Origin of the sequence: Micromonospora sp. GCM10011542, assembly GCF_042650685.1 — a bacterium.
Lineage (GTDB): Bacteria > Actinomycetota > Actinomycetes > Mycobacteriales > Micromonosporaceae > Micromonospora.
In genome coordinates this window covers 1-17,206 of sequence record NZ_JBHSBO010000067.1, presented here as the reverse complement: position 1 = coordinate 17,206, position 17,206 = coordinate 1, and the positions used below count along the sequence as shown (strand labels likewise).

The window sequence follows — 17,206 nt, the reverse complement described above, 5'->3', positions numbered from 1 at the left end:
GCCACCCCTCCGGTTCATCGAAGCCGCCGTCCGCGCGGCACGGGATCGGTCTCGTCGTCGAACTCGCCGATGACCTCCTCCAGCAGGTCCTCCAGAGCCACGAAACCGATCGGCCGGGTCGGGCCGCCGCCGTTGCGTACCAGCGCCAACTGGGACTGCCGGGCCCGCATGGCGCCCACCGCCTCGGTCACCGAGGCCGTCGCCGGCAGGGTGAACGCGGACGTCATCAACTCGCCGGCGGTGGCCGCCCGACCGGTGGTGACGGCACGCACCGCCTCGCGGACGTGCACCAGGCCGCAGACGTCACCGGCCGGGTCCAGCACCGCCAGCCGGGACCGGCCGCTGTCGCGGCTGACCTGTTCGATCCGCTCGGCCCGGTCGTCGCAGCGGACGGTGACCATGGTGGTGAACGGCTCCATCACCTGCGCCACCGACGTGCCCTGCAACTCCAGCATGCTGGTCAGCAGCTGGTGCTGTTCGGCGCCGAGCAGGCCGTGCTCGCGTGACTGCTCCAGCAGGATGCGCAGCTCGTCCGGGCCGTGCACCTGGGCCAGCTGGTCCTGCTGGTTGACCCCGAACAGCCGCAATACCGCGTTCGCCAACGCGTTCAGCGCGGACAGCACCGGCCGGGCGACCCGCGCGAAGGCGCGGAACGGCAACGCCAACAGCGTCGCCGAGCGCTCGGCGTCGGTGATCGCCCACGACTTCGGCGCCATCTCGCCGACCACCAGGTGCAGGAAGGTCACCACCGCCAGGGCGAAGACCAGGGCGACGGCGTGGCTCGCCGCGTCCGGCAGCCCCACGGCGTGCAGCAGCGGGCTGAGCAGGTGCTCGATCGCCGGCTCGGCCAGCGCGCCGAGACCCAGCGTGCAGAGCGTGATGCCGAGCTGCGCGCCGGCGAGCATCAGCGACAGCTCGCGTACGCCGTCCAGCGCCGCCCGGGCCGCCCGTCCGCCAGCCGCCGCCGCCTGCTCCAGGCGGTAGCGCTTGCTGGCCACCAGGGCAAACTCGGCGGCCACGAAGAACCCGTTCAGCGCCAGCAGGACGACAGAGCTGAACAGCGCGATCCCCGGGCTCATCGGAGCTGCCTTTCATTCGCGACTGCGGGGCTCGCAAGCTCACTCCTCGCGCTCATCGGAGCTGCCCCTCGCTGAGCCGCAGCCGCACCGAGTCGGCCACGTGCCGGTCCACGGCCAGCACCTCGACCAGTGCCCGGGGCTCCACCTCGCCGTCCTCCGCCTCCGTGCCCTCGGGCCGCAGGCTGATCTCCAGCCGGTCGCCGACCTCCGGCACCCGGCCCAGCTCGCGCATCACCAGACCGGAGAGGGTGTCGTACTCCGGGGCCTCGGGCAGCGAGATGCCGGTGCTGTCGGCGACCTCGTCGATCCGCCAGCGGGCCGGCACCACCCAGGAGCCGTCGTCCTGGCGGGCCGGGGCCCGCTCGGGCGGGTCGTCCTCGTCCCGGATCGGGCCGACCAGCTCCTCGGCGATGTCCTCCAGCGTGATCACGCCGGCGAAGCCGCCGTACTCGTCGACCACGCAGGCCATCTGCCGGTGCCCGGAACGCAGCCGGTCGAGCACCGTGGGCAGCGGCAGGGTCTCCGGCACCAGCAGCGGCGGGCCGGCCACCGCGCTCACCGGGGTGGTGGCCCGCTCCCGCGGTGGCACCCCGAGCACGTCGGCGATGCCGACCACGCCGATCAGGTCGTCGACGCCCTCCGTACCGCGCACGGGGAAGCGGGAGTGGCCGGTGTCCAGCAGCTCGACCACCCGGCTCACCGGCTCGTGCGCCCGTACGGTGTGCACGTCGACGCGGGGCACCATGGCCTCGCCGGCGGTCAGCTCGCGGAAGTCCAGCCCGCGGTCGAGCAGCGTGGACATCTCGGCGTCCAGGCTGCCCTCCTCGCGGGACTCGGCGATGATCTGTTCCAGGTCCTCCGGGGTCGCGCCGCTGGGCAGTTCCTCGATCGGCTCGATGCCGATCCGGCGCAGCAGTCGTACCGACGCCCGGTCGAAGAGCCGGATCACCGGCCCGGCGATCGCCAGGTACAGCAGGGTGGAGCGGCTCAGCGCCCGGGCCAGCGGCACGGCCCGGGCGATGGCCAGGTTCTTGGGGGCCAGCTCACCGAGGACCATCTGCACCGCGGTGGCGATGACCAGGGCGAGCACCACCGACAGGGGCAGGCTGACCGCCTCGGACACGCCGGCACCGCCGAGCAGTTCGGCCAGCCCCGCACCGAGGTACGGCTCGGCGGCGTAACCGACCAGCAGGGCGGTGACGGTGATGCCGAGCTGGGCGCCGGAGAGCATGAACGAGAGCCGCCCGGTGACCTCAAGGGCCCGCGCGGCGGCCTCGTCGCCGTCGTCGGCGAGCTGCCGGAGCCTCCCCCGGTCCACGGCGACGTAACCGAACTCCTGGGCCACGAAGTAACCGGTGGCGGCGGTGAGCACGATGATCAGAAGGAGACCAACGACGGTCAACACGGGTCGCTCAGGGCTCCCGGGGTCGTCGGGTCGGAAAGATGCCGGGCACGACCCGGCTCGCTACTGCTGCCCTCCTGGGCAGAAGAGTCGATCATCCCGCCATTTTATCGGCCCTGGCTGGAAGCTCGCTGAGGGTGGGCTGAAGCCTCCCGCTTGTCCCGTTCGCCCCACGCCGCGGCCGCCGCCGGCCCGGTCACCGGCCCGCCAACTCGTCGACGTCGAGCAGGTCGCGGTCGATCTGGCCCGAACGGTACGCGGCTCGCCCGATCAACTGCGCGGCGACCGGCGCGGTGGTCAGTTGGAAGAGCGCCACCAGGGCGATCATGCCCACGTCGACCGGGCTGCGCAGCCGCAGCGCGACGCCGATCAGCAGCAGCAGCACGCCGAGCACCTGCGGCTTGGTGGCCGCGTGCATCCGGGCCAGCACGTCGGGCAGGCGCAGGACGCCGACGCCGGCGGCCAGGCTGAGCAGCGCGCCGGCCACCAGGCAGACGCCGCCCAGCCAGTCCGCGACCGCTGCGGCGGTCATCCCGGTCACACCCGTTCCCGGACGGCGAAGCGGACCAGCGACACCGAGCCGACGAAGCCCAGCAGGGAGAGCACCACGAGCACCGGCAGGGTCGTGGCGTGCCGGTTGACCGCGGCCTCGGCGCCCACCGCGCCGACCATGGTGGCCAGCAGCATGTCGGCGGCGATCACCCGGTCCAGCAGCGACGGCCCCCGGTAGAGCCGGACCAGCACGAGCAGCGCGGTCACCGAGAACAGAGTGGTCAGCACGGCGGCGAGGAACGTGGTCACGGTCGGTTTCCCTTCTCGACGGGTTCGGTGTGCAGGCGGCGTACCTCGGCGGCGGAGCCCACCGCCCGGACGATCCGCCGTTCGACGGCGAGGGTCCGGGCCCGGGCGCTGGTCAGGTCCGCCGGCCCCCGCACGTTCAGCACGTGCAGGTAGAGGGTGCCGCTCTCCCGGTCCACCTCGACGATGAGCGTGCCGGGCACCAGCGAGATCGCCTCCGCGGTGAGCGCCAGGTTCAGGTCGGTCGGCACCCGCAGCCGCACCCCGAGGATCGCCCCGCGCGGCCGGTAGCCGGGCCGCACGGCGATCCAGGCCACCCGCAGGCTGGCGTCGACCAGCTCGCCGGCGAACCGGAGCGCGAACGCGAGCAGCGCCCGGGGGCGCAACCGGCCACCGAAGGTGACCGGCGGCAGTGGGAAGAACAGCAGCACCGCGCCGCCGACGACCAGCCCGCCGACCAGGTTGCCCCAGCTGACCTCGCCCCAGAGCAGGTTCCACACCAGCACCAGCCAGCCGAGCGCCAGCGCCTGGTCCCGCCAGCGTCCGGCCCGGCGGCGCGGCGGCGGGTCGGCGGCGACGCCCGGCCCGGGCTCCGGCCCGTCGGGCCGGCTCACGGTGGGCCGTCCGGCAGCACGGCCCGCAGGTACGGGGTACGCGAGCGCAGGTCGGTGGCCGCGTCGACGGTGACGTCGAAGAGCGGACCGGCCAGCACGGTGAGCACCAGCCCGAACACGACCAGCGCGACGGTCGCCCCGACCATCAGCGTGGGCAGCCGGACGGCCGGTTCACCGGTGGCCAGCCGGGGTGCACGCCAGAACGCGATGTTCCACACCCGGGAGGCGACGTACAGGGTGAGCAGGCTGGTCAGCGCTCCCGCCCCGACCAGCACCGCGGGCAGCACCCCGCCGGAGGCGACGCCGGCCTGGAGCAGGCCGAGCTTGCCCAGGAAGCCGGAGAACGGCGGCACTCCGGCGAGGTTCATCGCCGGAACGAAGAACAGCACGGCCAGCAGCGGCGCCACCCGGGCCAGCCCGCCGACGCGGCGCAGGTCGGTGCTGCCGGCACGCAGCTCGACCAGCCCGGCGACCAGGAACAGCGTGGTCTGGATGGTGATGTGGTGCACCACGTAGAAGATCGCGCCGGAGAGGCCGGCGACGGTGCTCAACGCCACTCCGAAGATCATGTAGCCGATGTGGCTGACCAGGGTGAAGGAGAAGATCCGCTTCAGGTCCGACTGGGCGACCGCGCCGAGGATGCCGATCACCATGGTCAGCCCGGCCACCACCATGAGCAGCCCCCCGACCTGCCCGCCGGGGAAGAGCAGCGTCTCGGTCCGGATGATCGCGTAGACACCCACCTTGGTGAGCAGCCCGGCGAAGACGGCGGTGACCGGGGCGGGCGCGGTGGGATAGCTGTCCGGCAGCCACGCCGACAGCGGAAAGGCCGCGGCCTTGATGCCGAAGGCGACCAGCAGCATCAGTTGCAGGGCCAGCCGGACGCCGTCCGGCAGGTCGTCCAGACGCCCGGCCAGCTGGGCCAGGTTGAGGGTCCCGGTGGCCGCGTACACCAGGCCCACCGCGGCCAGGAAGATCATCGACGACAGGATGCTGACCACCACGTACATCGAGCCGGTCCGGATCCGGGTCTCGGTGCCGTTCAGGGTGATCAGCACGAAGCTCGCCGCCAGCAGGATCTCGAAACCGACGAACAGGTTGAACAGGTCCCCGGCGAGGAACGCGTTGGTGACGCCGGCGGTCAGCACCAGGTAGGTCGGGTGGAAGATGGTCACTGGCGTGCTCTCGCCGGTCTCCCCCCGGCCCTGGCCGATCGAGTAGAGCAGCACGCAGAGCGTGACCGCCGAGGAGACCACCAGCATCAGCGCGGCGAGCTGGTCGGCGACCAGCACGATGCCGACCGGAGCGGGCCAGGCGCCGACCGCCAGCACCACCGGCCCGTGCCGGTACGCCTGCACCAGCAGCAGCACCGCCACGGTGAGGGTGGTGGTCAGGCAGAGCACGCTGACCGACCGCTGCCACAGCGGGCGGCCGGCCAGCAGCAGGGTCAGCGCCGCGCCGAGCAGCGGCACCACCACCGGCAGCGGCAGCAGGGCGCTCATCGCGTACCCCGATCGGGGCCGGGTCGGGCGGGCCCGGTCATTCCACGCCGTCCCCGCGCGGCGGCCGGTGCCGCGCCGGCTCCGGGTCGACCTGCTCCGGGTCGCCGTCCGGGCCCTCCCCTCCGAGGTCGGCGGTGCCCACCTCGTTGCGCTCGGCCCGGCGGGCGATCTGCCGGTCCTCCAGGTCGTCGGGGACCTCGTCGTCCCCGGTGAGATACCAGCTGCGGTACGCGACGGCGAGCAGGAACGCGGTCAGCCCGAAGGTGATCACGATGGCGGTCAGCACCATGGCCTGCGGCAGTGGATCGCTCATCCCGTCCGCCGGCGCGGTGCCGACGATCGGCGCCCCGCCGGACCGGCCACCCAGCAGGATCAGCAGGTTGACCCCGTTGCCGGTCAGCACGACGCCGAGCAGGATCCGGGTCAGGCTGCGCTCCAGCAGCAGGGTCACCCCGCAGCCGACCAGCACCCCGACGGTGAGCACCAGCACCAGCGTCGGCCCCGCGCCGCCGGAGGTCATGCCCGCCTGCCCTTGTCGACGGCGAGCCCGCCCACGGTGGTGCCGCTGGCCTCGATGTGCCGGTCCACCTCGGCTCCCAGGCTGCGCAGGATGTCGAGCATCAGCCCGACCACGACCAGGTACACCCCGACGTCGAAGAAGAGCGACGTCACCAGGTAGAAGTCGCCGATCACCGGCAGCGAGAGGTCGACCCGGGCGCTCTCCAGCACCGACCCGCCGGTCAGCAGCGCCACCACCCCGGTGCCCACCGAGATCGCCAGACCCGCGCCCAGGACGGCGCCCGCACCGATCGGCGCCGCCTCGGCCAGCTCGTACCGGCCGCCGGCCAGGTAGCGCACCACCAGGGCGAGGCTGGCGACCAGCCCGCCGGCGAAGCCGCCACCCGGCGCGTTGTGCCCGGAGAGGAGCAGGAAGAGGGAGAACAGCACCACCGTGTGGAAGATCAGCCGGGTCACCACCTCCAGGACGATCGAGCGGCGACCCTCCTGCAGGGTGGGTCCGCCGCGCAGCCAGAGCGACCGGTCCGGCTCGTCCGCCTGCCTGGACGGTTCCGGTCTGCGGGGTCGCGGCCCGGTGCGGGAGCGCTCGAAGACCAGGCTCGCCACCCCCGTCGCGGCCACCACGAGCACCGCCAGCTCGCCCATGGTGTCCCAGGCCCGGATGTCGACCAGGGTCACGTTGACGACATTGCGGCCGTACCCCTGGGCCACCGCCAGGTCGGGAAAGACCGCGGAGATCTCCGGTGCCCGACGGGCAGCGGCGGCGGTCAGGGCCAGCCCGGCCGTCACCACCCCCACCGCCACCCCGATCACCCGGCGGGCCCACCGGCTGCGACGCAGCGGACGGGCCGAGAACCGCTCGGGCAGCCGACGCAGGACCAGCACGAAGACCGCGATCGTCGCGGTCTCGACCAAAAACTGGGTCAGCGCCAGATCGGGCGCGCCGTGCAGCAGGAAGAGCATCGCCGTGCCGTAACCGGTCGTGCCCACCAGCAGCATCGCGGTCAGCCGGCGTCGGGCGCCGACCGCCAGCACCGCCGCGACGCCGATCACCAGCCCGAGCACCGGTTGCAGTGGGGTGTCCCAGAGGGGGATCCGGGCCCGCCACGGTCCGGCGGCGAGCATCGCACCGCCGGGCAGCAGCACCAGGACGACCAGGATGGTGCCGAGGTACTGCGGCAGGGACCCGCGCTGGGTCGCGCCGGTGACCTCGATGGCCAGCCGGTCGAACCGGCCGACGACCCACTCGTACCCCTGGTTGCCGCCGACCGGCGCACGGAGCCGGGCCAGCGCCGGGGCGAGCGGCCCGCGCAGCGCGAAGAGCAGGCCGCCGCCCACCAGCGCCACCACCGACAGGCCGACCGCCGGGGTGGGTCCCGGCCAGAGCGCCAGGTGCGCGTCGACCTTCCCGAACAGGCCGGGGTACGGACGCAGCACGCTGTCCAGCACGCCGGCGGCCGGTCCGGCGAGCAGCCCGACGCCGGCCAGCAGCGCCGGGGGGACCAGCATCGGCGCGGCGATCCGGCCCGCCCGGACCGGCGAAACGCCCGGCCGGTCGGCGAACGCGCCCCAGAGGAAGCGGGCGCTGTACGCGACGGTCAGCACGGTGCCGGCCACCAGCCCGGTGAGGACGACGGGGTGGTCGGTGAACGCCGCGAACACCGCCTCCTTGGCGACGAAGCCGACCAGCGGCGGTACGCCGGCCATGGACGCCGCGGCCAGCAACGCGACCAGGAACAGCGGCCGGGACCAGTGCCGCAGGCCGGAGAGTTCCCGCAGGTCGCGGGTGCCGGCGCCGTGGTCGATCACGCCGACGACCAGGAAGAGCGCCGCCTTGAACAGCGCGTGCGCCAGCAGCATGGCGGCCCCGGCGAGAGCGGCGTCCGGAGTGCCCGCCCCGGTCACCGCGACCAGCAGGCCGAGCTGGCTGACCGTGCCGTACGCCAGCAGCAGCTTGAGGTCCGTCTGCCGCAGCGCCGCCCAGCCGCCGACCAGCATGGTGGCCAGGCCGGCGACCTGCACCACCGGGCGCCACGGCCCCACCGTGGCGAGCACCGGCGCGAGCAGCCCCACCAGGTAGACGCCGGCCTTGACCATGGCGGCGGCGTGCAGGTACGCGCTGACCGGGGTGGGTGCCGCCATCGCCACCGGCAGCCACGAGCTGAACGGCAGCACCGCCGACTTGGACAGCGCCCCGACGAGGATCAGCAGCACCGCGGTCACCAGGTAGCCGCCGGCGGGCAGCGGTCGGGCGGCGATCTCGGACCAGCGGTAGGTGTCGGCGTGCTCGCCGAGCAGGATGAACCCGACCAGCATGGCCAGCCCGCCCAGCGTGGTGACGGTCAACGCCTGGGCCGCCGCCCACCGGCTGGACCGCCGCTCGGTGCTGTGCCCGATCAGCAGGTACGAGAAGATCGTGGTCAGCTCCCAGCCGACGTAGAGCAGCAGCAGGTCGTCGGCGAGGACCAGGACGAGCATCGCGCCGGCGAAGGCGACCAGCACCCCGGCGAACCGGGCCAGGCCGACCGAGCCGGCGCTGAAGTACCGGGCGGAGTAGACCAGCACCAGGGCGCCGACGCCGCCGACCAGCAGGGTCATCAGCCAGGAGAGCGTCGTGAGCCGCAGCGCGACGTCCAGCCCGAGCTGCCGGATCCACGGGTACGTCTCCACCACCGCCCCGCCGTCCCGCACGGCGGGGGTGCGGGCCAGCGCCCAAACGAACGCGGCGGCCGGGGCCAGCGCCAGCGGATAACACGCACGCGGACCCCACCGCCCGACCAGCAGCGGCGCGACGAGGGCCGCCACGAGGTGGAGGATGAGCAGTACCAGCACCCGCGCTCCCGGTCGAGGTGGCCGACGCCGGTCCTGCCGTGGCGTCTACGAGCGATCAGACGCCAGTTCGTCGCACTGCGGGGCGTTTTGCCGGAAATGGCCGCCGAGTCGGCCTCGGTGGGTTCCGGTTGGGGTGGCCGGCCCGGGATCCAGGGGCGGCGGCCGGGGCTGACGTCGGGGCCGGTGCTGACGGCGGGGCCGGTGCTGACGGCGGGGCCGGTGCTGACGGCGGGGCCGGTGCTGACGGCGGGGCCGGGGCGGGTCAGCGGAGGGCGGCGTCGCCGATGGGCAGCGCGTCGTCGGGGGCCGGGCGGTCGCGGCGGAGGTCGGCCAGCAGGTCGCCCCGGCCGAGCTGGCGTGCGACCCGGCCGACCACCCGCTCGGCGGCGGCCAGCGAGCGGACCGACAGCAGCCGACCGCGGCTCTCGCGACGCAGCACGAAGTAGTGCACGGCCGCCCGCACCTGCCCCCGGTCGGCGGCGCTGGCCTGGGCGGTGGAGACGACCAGCTCCCGCAGGCAGCGGGCGAGGCGTTCGGCGAGCTCCAACTCGGGGCCGTGCAGGCCCGCGCGGAGCGCGGCGAGGTGACCGTCGACCTTGCGGATCAGGACGTCGGTGCCGGGTTCGACGTTCCGCTCCTCGACGGCCATCCGATCCCCCCACCCCTGATTCGCGTTGCGAGTGAAGTTACTTTACGTTGCTCCTCAGAAGCAAGCAGTTAAGTGAGACTTAACGCGTTAAGCGCGCATCCGACGCTTAAGAGTCACACCCGGACATGATCCACCTGCGGGCGGTCGTGGTTGTCGTACCTGCGGGGCACTATTGGACGCGTGACGGATGCGGGCAAGCGGGGCGACGACGGCGAGGTGCTTGCCGGGTTCGGCCCGGCGACCCGGGCCTGGTTCGACGCCGCATTCGCCGCACCCACCGCCGCACAGGCCGGCGCCTGGCGCTCGGTCGCCGCCGGCCGCAACGCCCTCGTCGTGGCCCCCACCGGCTCCGGCAAGACCCTCGCGGCCTTCCTCTGGTCGCTGGACCGGCTGGGCCGCGAGCCCGCCCCGGCCGACGCCCGGCAGCGCTGCCGGGTGCTCTACGTCAGCCCGCTCAAGGCGCTCGCCGTCGACGTGGAGCGCAACCTGCGCGCCCCCCTGGCCGGGATCCGGCAGGCCGCCACCCGGCTCGGCGTCGCCCCGCCCGACATCACCGTCGGCATGCGCACCGGCGACACCCCCGCCGACGAGCGCCGGGCCTTCGCCCGCACCCCGCCCGACATCCTCATCACCACACCCGAGTCGCTTTTCCTGCTGCTCACCTCCGCCGCACGGGATTCGCTGCGCGGCGTGCAGACGGTGATTGTCGACGAGGTGCACGCGGTGGCCGGCAGCAAGCGCGGCGCCCACCTCGCCCTCTCGCTGGAGCGCCTCGACGAGCTGCTGCCCACCCCGGCGCAGCGGATCGGCCTCTCCGCGACGGTCCGACCGATCGACGCCTGCGCCCGGTTCCTCGGCGGTGCCCGACCGGTCGACGTGGTGCAGCCGGCCACCCCGAAGACCATCGAGGTCAGCGTCCAGGTGCCGGTGGAGGACATGACCCGCCTCGACGAGCACGAGCAACCACCGGAGGACGACCTCGGCGGCCCCGGGCCGCGCCGCGCCTCGATCTGGCCGGCGGTGGAGGAGCGCGTCTTCCAGCTCATCGGCGCGCACCGCTCGACCATCGTCTTTACCAACTCCCGACGCAGCGCCGAACGGCTCTGCGCCCGGCTCAACGAGTTGGCCGCCGAGGAGGCGGCCGGCGTACCCGAGGGGTCGCCGGCGGACGACGGCGCGGCGGGCGGCGCGCAGCGGTGGGGCGGTCCGGCCGGGCCGGGCCGGGGCAACCGTCCGCCGGCGGAGGTGATGGCGCAGTCCGGTGCCGCCACCGGAGCGGCGCCGGTGATCGCCCGGGCCCACCACGGCAGCGTCTCCCGCGAGGAGCGCAAGCACATCGAAGAGGCGCTCAAGTCCGGCCAGCTTCCGGCCGTCGTGGCCACCTCCAGCCTGGAGCTGGGCATTGACATGGGCGCGGTCGACCTGGTGGTGCAGATCGAGGCGCCGCCGAGCGTGGCCGCCGGCCTGCAGCGCGTCGGCCGGGCCGGGCACCAGGTGGGCGCGGTTTCCCGGGGCGTGGTCTTCCCCAAGCACCGCGGCGACCTGCTCTCCTGCGCGGTGGTCGCCGAGCGCATGACCGAGGGCGCCATCGAGGAGCTGCACTACCCGCGCAACCCACTGGACGTGCTGGCCCAGCAGATCGTCGCGATGGTCGCGCTGGAGCCGTGGCCGGTCGGCGATCTGGCCGTGCTGGTCCGCCGGGCCGCGCCCTTCGCGGAGCTGCCCGACTCCGCGCTGCACGCCGTGCTCGACATGCTCTCCGGCCGCTACCCGTCCACCGCGTTCGCCGAGCTGCGCCCCCGGCTCGTCTGGGACCGGGCCACCGACGTGCTCACCGGCCGCCCCGGCGCGCAACGCCTGGCGGTCACCAGCGGCGGCACCATCCCCGACCGCGGTCTGTTCGGCGTCTTCCTGGCCGGCGCCGAGCGGGCCGCCCGGGTCGGCGAGCTGGACGAGGAGATGGTCTACGAGTCACGGGTCGGGGACGTCTTCCTGCTCGGCTCCTCCTCCTGGCGCATCGAGGAGATCACCCCCGACCGGGTGCTGGTGTCACCGGCCCCGGGGCAGGCCGCCCGGATGCCGTTCTGGAAGGGCGACCAGTTGGGCCGGCCGGTGGAGCTGGGCCGGGCCATCGGCGCCCGGGTCCGGGCCCTGCTCAAGCAGACCGACGAGGCGGCGCTGGCCGCGCTGCGCGACGGCGGGCTGGACGACTGGGCCGCCGGCAACCTCATGGCGTACCTGCGCGAGCAGCGGGAGGCCACCCGCTCGCTGCCCGACGACCGCACGATCGTCGTCGAGCGCTTCCGCGACGAGCTGGGCGACTGGCGGTTGGCCGTGCACAGCGTGCTGGGCGCCCGGGTCAACGGGCCGTGGGCCCTGGCGGTCGGCCGCCGGCTGGCCGAGCGGTACGGGGTGGACGCCCAGGTGATGCCCTCCGACGACGGCATCGTGGTGCGCCTTCCGGACACGGCCGAGGAGCCGCCCGGCGCCGACGTGGTCGTCTTCGAGCCCGACGAGATCGCCCAGCTGGTCGAGGAGTCGGTCGGCACCTCCGCGCTCTTCGCCGCCCGGTTCCGCGAGTGCGCCGCCCGGTCCCTGCTGCTGCCCCGCCGCGACCCGCGCCGTCGGCAGCCGCTCTGGCAGCAGCGCCAGCGCGCCGCGCAACTGCTCGACGTGGCCCGCGAGTACGCCGACTTCCCGGTCACCCTGGAGGCCGCCCGGGAGTGCCTCCAGGACGTGTTCGACCAGCCGGCGCTGGCTGGGTTGATGCGGGACCTGGCCGCCCGCAAGGTCCGGCTGGTCGAGGTGGAGACCAGCCAGCCCTCCCCGTTCGCCCGGTCACTGCTCTTCGGCTACGTCGGCTCGTTCCTGTACGAGGGCGACGCCCCCCTCGCCGAGCGGCGCGCCGCCGCGCTTGCCCTCGACTCCACGCTCCTCGGGGAGCTGCTCGGCCGGGTCGACCTGCGCGAACTGCTCGACCCGGCGGTGCTCTCCGAGACCGACCGGCAACTGCGCTGGCTGACCGAGCAGCGCCGCGCCCGCGACGCGGAGGACGTGGTCGAGCTGCTGCGGGTGGTCGGCGACCTGAGCGCGACCGAGCTGACCGAGCGGGGCGTGCCGGAGACCTGGCTGACCGACCTGGAGGCGGCCCGGCGGGTGCTGCGGGTCCGGGTCGCCGGCGAGGAACGATGGGTGGGCGTCGAGGACGCGGCGCGGCTGCGCGACGCGCTCGGCGTGGCGCTGCCCGTCGGAGTTGCCGAGGCGTACCTGGCCCCGGTGGCCGACCCACTCGGCGACCTGGTCGCCCGCTACGCCCGTACCCACGGGCCGTTCACCGCCGCAAGCTGCGCGGCCCGGTTCGGGCTCGGCGTGTTCGTGGTCGAGCAGACGCTGCGCCGGCTGGCCGCCACCGGCCGGGTGGTCTCCGGCGAGTTCACCCCCGACTCGACCGGCGCCCAGTGGTGCGACGCGGAGGTGCTGCGGCTGCTGCGCCGCCGCTCGCTCGCGGCACTACGCCGGGAGATCGAGCCGGTGCCGCCCCGGGCGCTGGCCGCGTTCCTGCCCCGCTGGCAGCAGGTCGGCTCCTCCGCCCGGGGAGTGGAGGCGCTCGCCGCGACCGTCGAGCAGTTGCAGGGCGCGGCGGTGCCGGCGTCCGCGCTGGAACGGCTGGTGCTGCCCGGCCGGGTGGCCGACTACTCCCCCGCCCAGCTCGACGAGCTCTGCGCCAGCGGCGAGGTGCTCTGGGCCGGTTCCGGGGCGATCTCCGGCGGCGACGGCTGGGTCACCCTCGCGTACGCCGACACCGCGCCGCTGCTGCTGCCACCGCCGGACGAGGCGCTGACCCGTACCCCGCTGCACGACGCGGTGCTCGACGCGCTCGGCGACGGGCAGGCGCTCTTCTTCCGACCGCTGGCCGACCGGGTCGGCTCGACCGACGACGCCGCGCTGACCGCGGTGATCTGGGACCTGGTCTGGGCCGGTCACCTCACCAACGACACCCTGGCTCCGCTGCGCGCGGTGCTCGGCGCCGGCGGGGCGCACCGCTCCCGCCCGTCCGCGCCGCGCACCCGCTACCGGCGCCCGGGCCGGGTGGCGCTGCCCACCCGCGGCGGCCCGCCGACCGTGGCCGGCCGCTGGTCGCGGCTTCCCGAACGGGATCTCGACCCCACCCGGCGCGCCGCCGCCCTGGCCGACGTGCTGCTCGAACGACACGGCGTGGTCACCCGCGGCGCGGTGATGGCCGAGCAGGTCGTCGGCGGCTTCGCCGCGGTCTACCCGGTGCTGTCGGCGCTGGAGGAGCGCGGCGCGGCCCGGCGGGGCTACTTCGTGGAGGGGCTGGGCGCCGCACAGTTCGCGGTGCCGGGCGCGGTCGACCGGCTGCGGGCGCTGGCCGAGCCGGCCGACGGGGCGCGCAGCCGTGGCGGGCCGACCCTGGTGCTCGCCGCCACCGACCCGGCCAACCCGTACGGCGCGGCACTGCCCTGGCCAGAGCGGGTGGTCGACTCGGGCGACGGTGCCGCCCCGGCGACCGGGCACCGGGCCGGGCGCAAGGCGGGCGCCCTGGTGGTGCTGGTCAACGGCGATCTGGTGCTCTACGTGGAACGCGGTGGCCGCACGCTGCTCTCCTTCGTCGACGACGCCGACGCGCTGGCCGGCGCAGGCAAGGCGCTCGCCGATGCCGTCCACTCCGGAGCGTTGGGTGCGATGTCGGTGGAGCGGGCCGACGGCGAGGCGGTGCACTCATCTCCGCTGCGCGACGCGCTGACCGCCGCCGGCTTCCGGGCCACCCCACGTGGCCTGCGCCTACGCGGCTGACCTGCCACTAGCCCGGGCCGACGCGACGCCCCGCACGCAACGCGAGCGACCCGACCCCCGGACCACCGGGACCGCCGGGAACACCGGGACCACGGGCCACCGGGGCCACCGGGGCCACCCGGCCACGGGCCACCGGGCCACCGGGCCACCGGGCCACCGGGCCACCGGGCCACCGGGCCACCGGGCAAGGTCCACTCGGGATCCTGCAAATCGGGGTGTCCCGCGCTCTCGGATACCGCGACATCCTGCAAACCGAGTCGATCATGGGCGGCGGCCGGCCCGCCGGGACGGGACGGCCGGCGGGGCGGGTGGGTCAGCGGAGGTCGGCGAGGATCTTCTCGTTTCCCGCTGCACGACGAGCTGGAGCTGCCGCATCGCCGCTGGAACGCCGCACTCGGGCGCGACGTCGGGGCGGGACACCGGCGACCGGGGTTAGCCTGCGGACATGTCCGCCGTGCCCTGGATCTCGCTGACCACCGACTACGGTCTCACCGACGGCTTCGTGGCCGCCTGCCACGGGGTGATCGCCCGGATCGCACCGACGGCCCGGGTCATCGACGTGACCCATCTGGTGCCGCCGGCCGACGTCCGCCGGGGTGCCGCCGTGTTGGCGCAGACGGTGCCGTACCTGCCGGTGGGGGTGCACGTCGCTGTGGTCGACCCGGGGGTCGGCACCGCCCGGCGCGGCGTGGCGCTGGCCACCCCGGCCGGGCTGCTCGTGGGGCCGGACAACGGGCTGCTGCCGGAAGCCGCCGACGCGCTGGGCGGGGTGACGGCGGCGGTGGAGCTGACCGAGCCGCGCTGGCTGGCGGAACGGGTCTCCGGCACGTTCCACGGCAGGGATGTCTTCGCCCCGGTGGCGGCCCGGCTGGCGCTCGGTGCGCGGCTGGCCGAGGCGGGCACGCCGGTCGACCCGGCGGGCCTGGTCCGGCTGCCCGCACCGGTGCTGGATGTGGACGCCGACGGCTTCACCGCGCAGGTGCTGACCGTGGACCACTTCGGCAACGTGCAGCTCGCCGCCCCGGCCGACCGGCTCGACCCGCTGCCCGGAACGCTCCGGGTACACCCGACCGGCCCGACCAGACCGACGGACCCGACCGGACCGACGGACCCGGCCCGAGCCACGGCGCCGGACCGGCCGACCGACGCTCCCCGGGAGCCGGTTGCCGGGGGGCCGGACGGCGGGTGGGTGGCCAGGCGCGGGCGGACCTTCGGCGACGTCCCGGTCGGCGCGCTGGTGGTGTACGTGGACTCCGCCGGGCTGGTCGCGGTGGCGGTCAACGGTGGGCGCGCGGCGGACCTGCTCGGGGTGTCCCCCGGCGACCTGCTGCGGGTCGCCGCCTGATATTCGACTGTGGAATGCTTCCCGGGTGGGTGAACACGTGGTTCCCGTGGCCTGTCCCTGCTGCGCCTCCCGGACCGGTGGCGGGACGTGCCCGGTCTGCTTCTGGACCGACGACGGTCAGTCCGACACCGACGCCGACATGGTGCGCGGCGGGCCCAATGGCGACCTGAGCCTGACGCACGCCCGGCTCAACTACGCCGTCTACGGGGCCAGTCACCCGCGCTACCAGGAGACCGTGCGCCCGGCCCTGCCCCACGAGCGCCCCTGACGAGGCAGCGACCGGCCGCGCGGCATACGCGCCGGACGCTCACCAACCGCCCGCCGCCCAATCCGGGCAGCGGGCCCGTCAGCAGACCGGCACGGTGCCGCCGTAGACGGCGGAGATGTACGCGTGGCTGACGTACTGCCCACTGGCCAGGCGGTTCCACCGGGTGGTGGTGCGGTAGGGGCCGGCCACCGACTGGCCCGTCACGTAGCACTGGATCGGCACGTTGGCGAAGCGGGCGGCGAGGCCGCGGGTCGGGTACGCGGTGCTCGCGCCGGTGCGGATGTTCAGCGGTCCGTCGCCGACCACGCCGCGCGGCCCGCCGCCGGTCCACAGGTACGCGACGTCCACCCAGGCGTTCGTGGTGAGCCGTAACCCGTCCCAGAAGGTGCCGTCGGCGAGGTCGATGCCGGCCGGGTTGAGCACGGTCCGGCCGAACTGGTCACGTCCGCCGTTGTAGCCGGACTGGTAGGCGGCCTGCGCCTCGGGTCGGCCCTGCGGCAGGTTCTTCCAGTTCTCCCGGACGGCGCTCGGGTTCCAGTAGTCGTCGCGGGTGTTCCACGGCCCGACGTCCCAGACCGGGGCGTACTCGCAGCGGGCACCGCTGGTCGTGCAGACCCGCACGGTGTAGTCGCCGCTGCCCAGCGGGCTGAGGCCGCGCCGCGACGGCAGCGCCGCGAAGTGGTCGCGCGGCTGCACGGTGCGGCCGTTGGCGGTCACCTCGCCGACCAGCCCGATCCGGGTGGCGTACACCCGGTAGGTGAGGCCCGGGGTGGCGGCGGAGACGGCGGCGACGGCGTCGGCGGTGAGCTGGACGCCGCGTACCGTCGGGGTAACGCCAGACGCGCGGGCGGTCAGCACCACCCGGGCCTGCACCCGGGTGACCGGCCGGTCGAAGACCGCGCCGGCGGTCGCGGCCCGCCACTCGGTCCAGCCGCTGCCGCGCCAGCCGCGGACGTGGGCCTCCACGGTGGCGCCCGCGGGGACCTGGGCGGTGATCTCGGCGGTGACCCGGGTGGCCGGGCGGCGGAGGGTACGCGGGACGGTCAGCAGCATCCCCTCGGCGTGCGCGCTGTGCGGACTGCGCGGGCTGCCTGCGGCGGAGCGGGCGTCGCGCAGGCGCAGACCGGCGGCGGTACGGCGGACGTTGACGTCGTCGCGGTCGAGCGTGGAGAGGTCGGCGCTCCACCGGTCGCCGCCCGCGGTGGCGGCGGTGAGGGTGACCGGGGCGGCGGGGGTGGCGGGGACGGGCATGGCCGCGGGGACGAGGGCGGCGGCGAGGATGAGGGTGGCGGCGAGGGCGACGGATCGGGTGGTACGACAACTAGTAGTGCTTTGTTAGGTTCGGTGGCGTTTGTTGCGGTGGAGCGGTTTCACGGGTTGGTG

The 17,206-nt window shown here is 74.8% G+C and carries 13 protein-coding genes; 3 read left to right on the top strand and 10 right to left on the bottom strand.

The genetic code is table 11. From position 1 onward, the window contains the following. Window positions 1–14 precede the first annotated feature (14 nt). The 9 genes from ACFOW4_RS28085 to ACFOW4_RS28045 all read right to left on the bottom strand — a co-directional run bounded on the left by ACFOW4_RS28085 (window position 15) and on the right by ACFOW4_RS28045 (window position 9,395). Complete coding sequence (locus tag ACFOW4_RS28085; protein ID WP_377533266.1) at window positions 15–1,079, bottom strand: hemolysin family protein; 1,065 nt, start codon at window positions 1,077–1,079, stop codon at window positions 15–17. Between the two features lie 52 nt (window positions 1,080–1,131). Beyond that, window positions 1,132–2,484 carry a hemolysin family protein gene (locus tag ACFOW4_RS28080; RefSeq protein WP_377533264.1) on the bottom strand — a complete coding sequence of 451 codons (1,353 nt, stop codon included), beginning with the start codon at window positions 2,482–2,484 and terminating at the stop codon, window positions 1,132–1,134. Window positions 2,485–2,677: 193 nt separating this feature from the next. Further along, window positions 2,678–3,013: a monovalent cation/H(+) antiporter subunit G gene (mnhG, locus tag ACFOW4_RS28075; RefSeq protein ID WP_377533262.1), complete on the bottom strand. Its 336-nt coding sequence runs from the start codon at window positions 3,011–3,013 to the stop codon at window positions 2,678–2,680. Between the two features lie 5 nt (window positions 3,014–3,018). Further along, window positions 3,019–3,282: a monovalent cation/H+ antiporter complex subunit F gene (locus tag ACFOW4_RS28070; RefSeq protein WP_377533260.1), complete on the bottom strand. Its 264-nt coding sequence runs from the start codon at window positions 3,280–3,282 to the stop codon at window positions 3,019–3,021. Then, the gene (locus ACFOW4_RS28065; RefSeq protein WP_377533258.1) at window positions 3,279–3,893 is read right to left on the bottom strand and encodes a Na+/H+ antiporter subunit E; all 615 of its coding nucleotides are present in this window, start codon (window positions 3,891–3,893) and stop codon (window positions 3,279–3,281) included. Before ACFOW4_RS28065 ends, ACFOW4_RS28070 begins: the two co-directional genes overlap by 4 nt. After that, entirely contained in the window at window positions 3,890–5,395 is a 1,506-nt protein-coding gene (locus ACFOW4_RS28060; RefSeq protein WP_377533256.1) for a Na+/H+ antiporter subunit D, read from the bottom strand. Before ACFOW4_RS28060 ends, ACFOW4_RS28065 begins: the two co-directional genes overlap by 4 nt. A 37-nt stretch (window positions 5,396–5,432) precedes the next feature. Next, complete coding sequence (locus ACFOW4_RS28055) at window positions 5,433–5,915, bottom strand: Na(+)/H(+) antiporter subunit C (RefSeq protein ID WP_377533254.1); 483 nt, start codon at window positions 5,913–5,915, stop codon at window positions 5,433–5,435. Beyond that, entirely contained in the window at window positions 5,912–8,746 is a 2,835-nt protein-coding gene (locus ACFOW4_RS28050) for a Na+/H+ antiporter subunit A (protein WP_377533252.1), read from the bottom strand. The genes ACFOW4_RS28055 and ACFOW4_RS28050 overlap by 4 nt, the downstream gene beginning before the upstream one ends. A 262-nt stretch (window positions 8,747–9,008) precedes the next feature. Next, a complete protein-coding gene (locus tag ACFOW4_RS28045; RefSeq protein ID WP_377533250.1) occupies window positions 9,009–9,395 on the bottom strand; it encodes a hypothetical protein in 387 nt (128 codons plus the stop codon). A gap of 180 nt (window positions 9,396–9,575) precedes the next feature. Between ACFOW4_RS28045 and ACFOW4_RS28040 the strand changes: the two genes are divergently transcribed. The 3 genes from ACFOW4_RS28040 to ACFOW4_RS28030 all read left to right on the top strand — a co-directional run bounded on the left by ACFOW4_RS28040 (window position 9,576) and on the right by ACFOW4_RS28030 (window position 15,823). Continuing rightward, window positions 9,576–14,210: an ATP-dependent helicase gene (locus ACFOW4_RS28040; RefSeq protein ID WP_377533248.1), complete on the top strand. Its 4,635-nt coding sequence runs from the start codon at window positions 9,576–9,578 to the stop codon at window positions 14,208–14,210. 445 nt (window positions 14,211–14,655) lie between these two features. After that, complete coding sequence (locus ACFOW4_RS28035) at window positions 14,656–15,555, top strand: S-adenosyl-l-methionine hydroxide adenosyltransferase family protein (protein ID WP_377533246.1); 900 nt, start codon at window positions 14,656–14,658, stop codon at window positions 15,553–15,555. Window positions 15,556–15,580: 25 nt separating this feature from the next. Continuing rightward, window positions 15,581–15,823: a CPCC family cysteine-rich protein gene (locus ACFOW4_RS28030; RefSeq protein ID WP_377533244.1), complete on the top strand. Its 243-nt coding sequence runs from the start codon at window positions 15,581–15,583 to the stop codon at window positions 15,821–15,823. A gap of 78 nt (window positions 15,824–15,901) precedes the next feature. Here the strand turns inward: ACFOW4_RS28030 and ACFOW4_RS28025 are convergent, their stop codons facing one another. Next, on the bottom strand, window positions 15,902–17,074 hold the full coding sequence (locus ACFOW4_RS28025; RefSeq protein WP_377533242.1) for a hypothetical protein: 1,173 nt from the start codon (window positions 17,072–17,074) through the stop codon (window positions 15,902–15,904). Window positions 17,075–17,206: the final 132 nt, after the last annotated feature.

Bases quoted from the DNA above. Each gene is read 5' to 3' on its own strand.
- ACFOW4_RS28055 (WP_377533254.1), bottom strand. From the start codon at position 5,915: ATGACCTCCGGCGGCGCGGGGCCGACGCTGGTGCTGGTGCTCACCGTC.
- ACFOW4_RS28045 (WP_377533250.1), bottom strand. From the start codon at position 9,395: ATGGCCGTCGAGGAGCGGAACGTCGAACCCGGCACCGACGTCCTGATC.
- mnhG (WP_377533262.1), bottom strand. From the start codon at position 3,013: ATGACCGCCGCAGCGGTCGCGGACTGGCTGGGCGGCGTCTGCCTGGTG.
- ACFOW4_RS28035 (WP_377533246.1), top strand. From the start codon at position 14,656: ATGTCCGCCGTGCCCTGGATCTCGCTGACCACCGACTACGGTCTCACC.
- ACFOW4_RS28060 (WP_377533256.1), bottom strand. From the start codon at position 5,395: ATGAGCGCCCTGCTGCCGCTGCCGGTGGTGGTGCCGCTGCTCGGCGCG.
- ACFOW4_RS28025 (WP_377533242.1), bottom strand. From the start codon at position 17,074: ATGCCCGTCCCCGCCACCCCCGCCGCCCCGGTCACCCTCACCGCCGCC.
- ACFOW4_RS28085 (WP_377533266.1), bottom strand. From the start codon at position 1,079: ATGAGCCCGGGGATCGCGCTGTTCAGCTCTGTCGTCCTGCTGGCGCTG.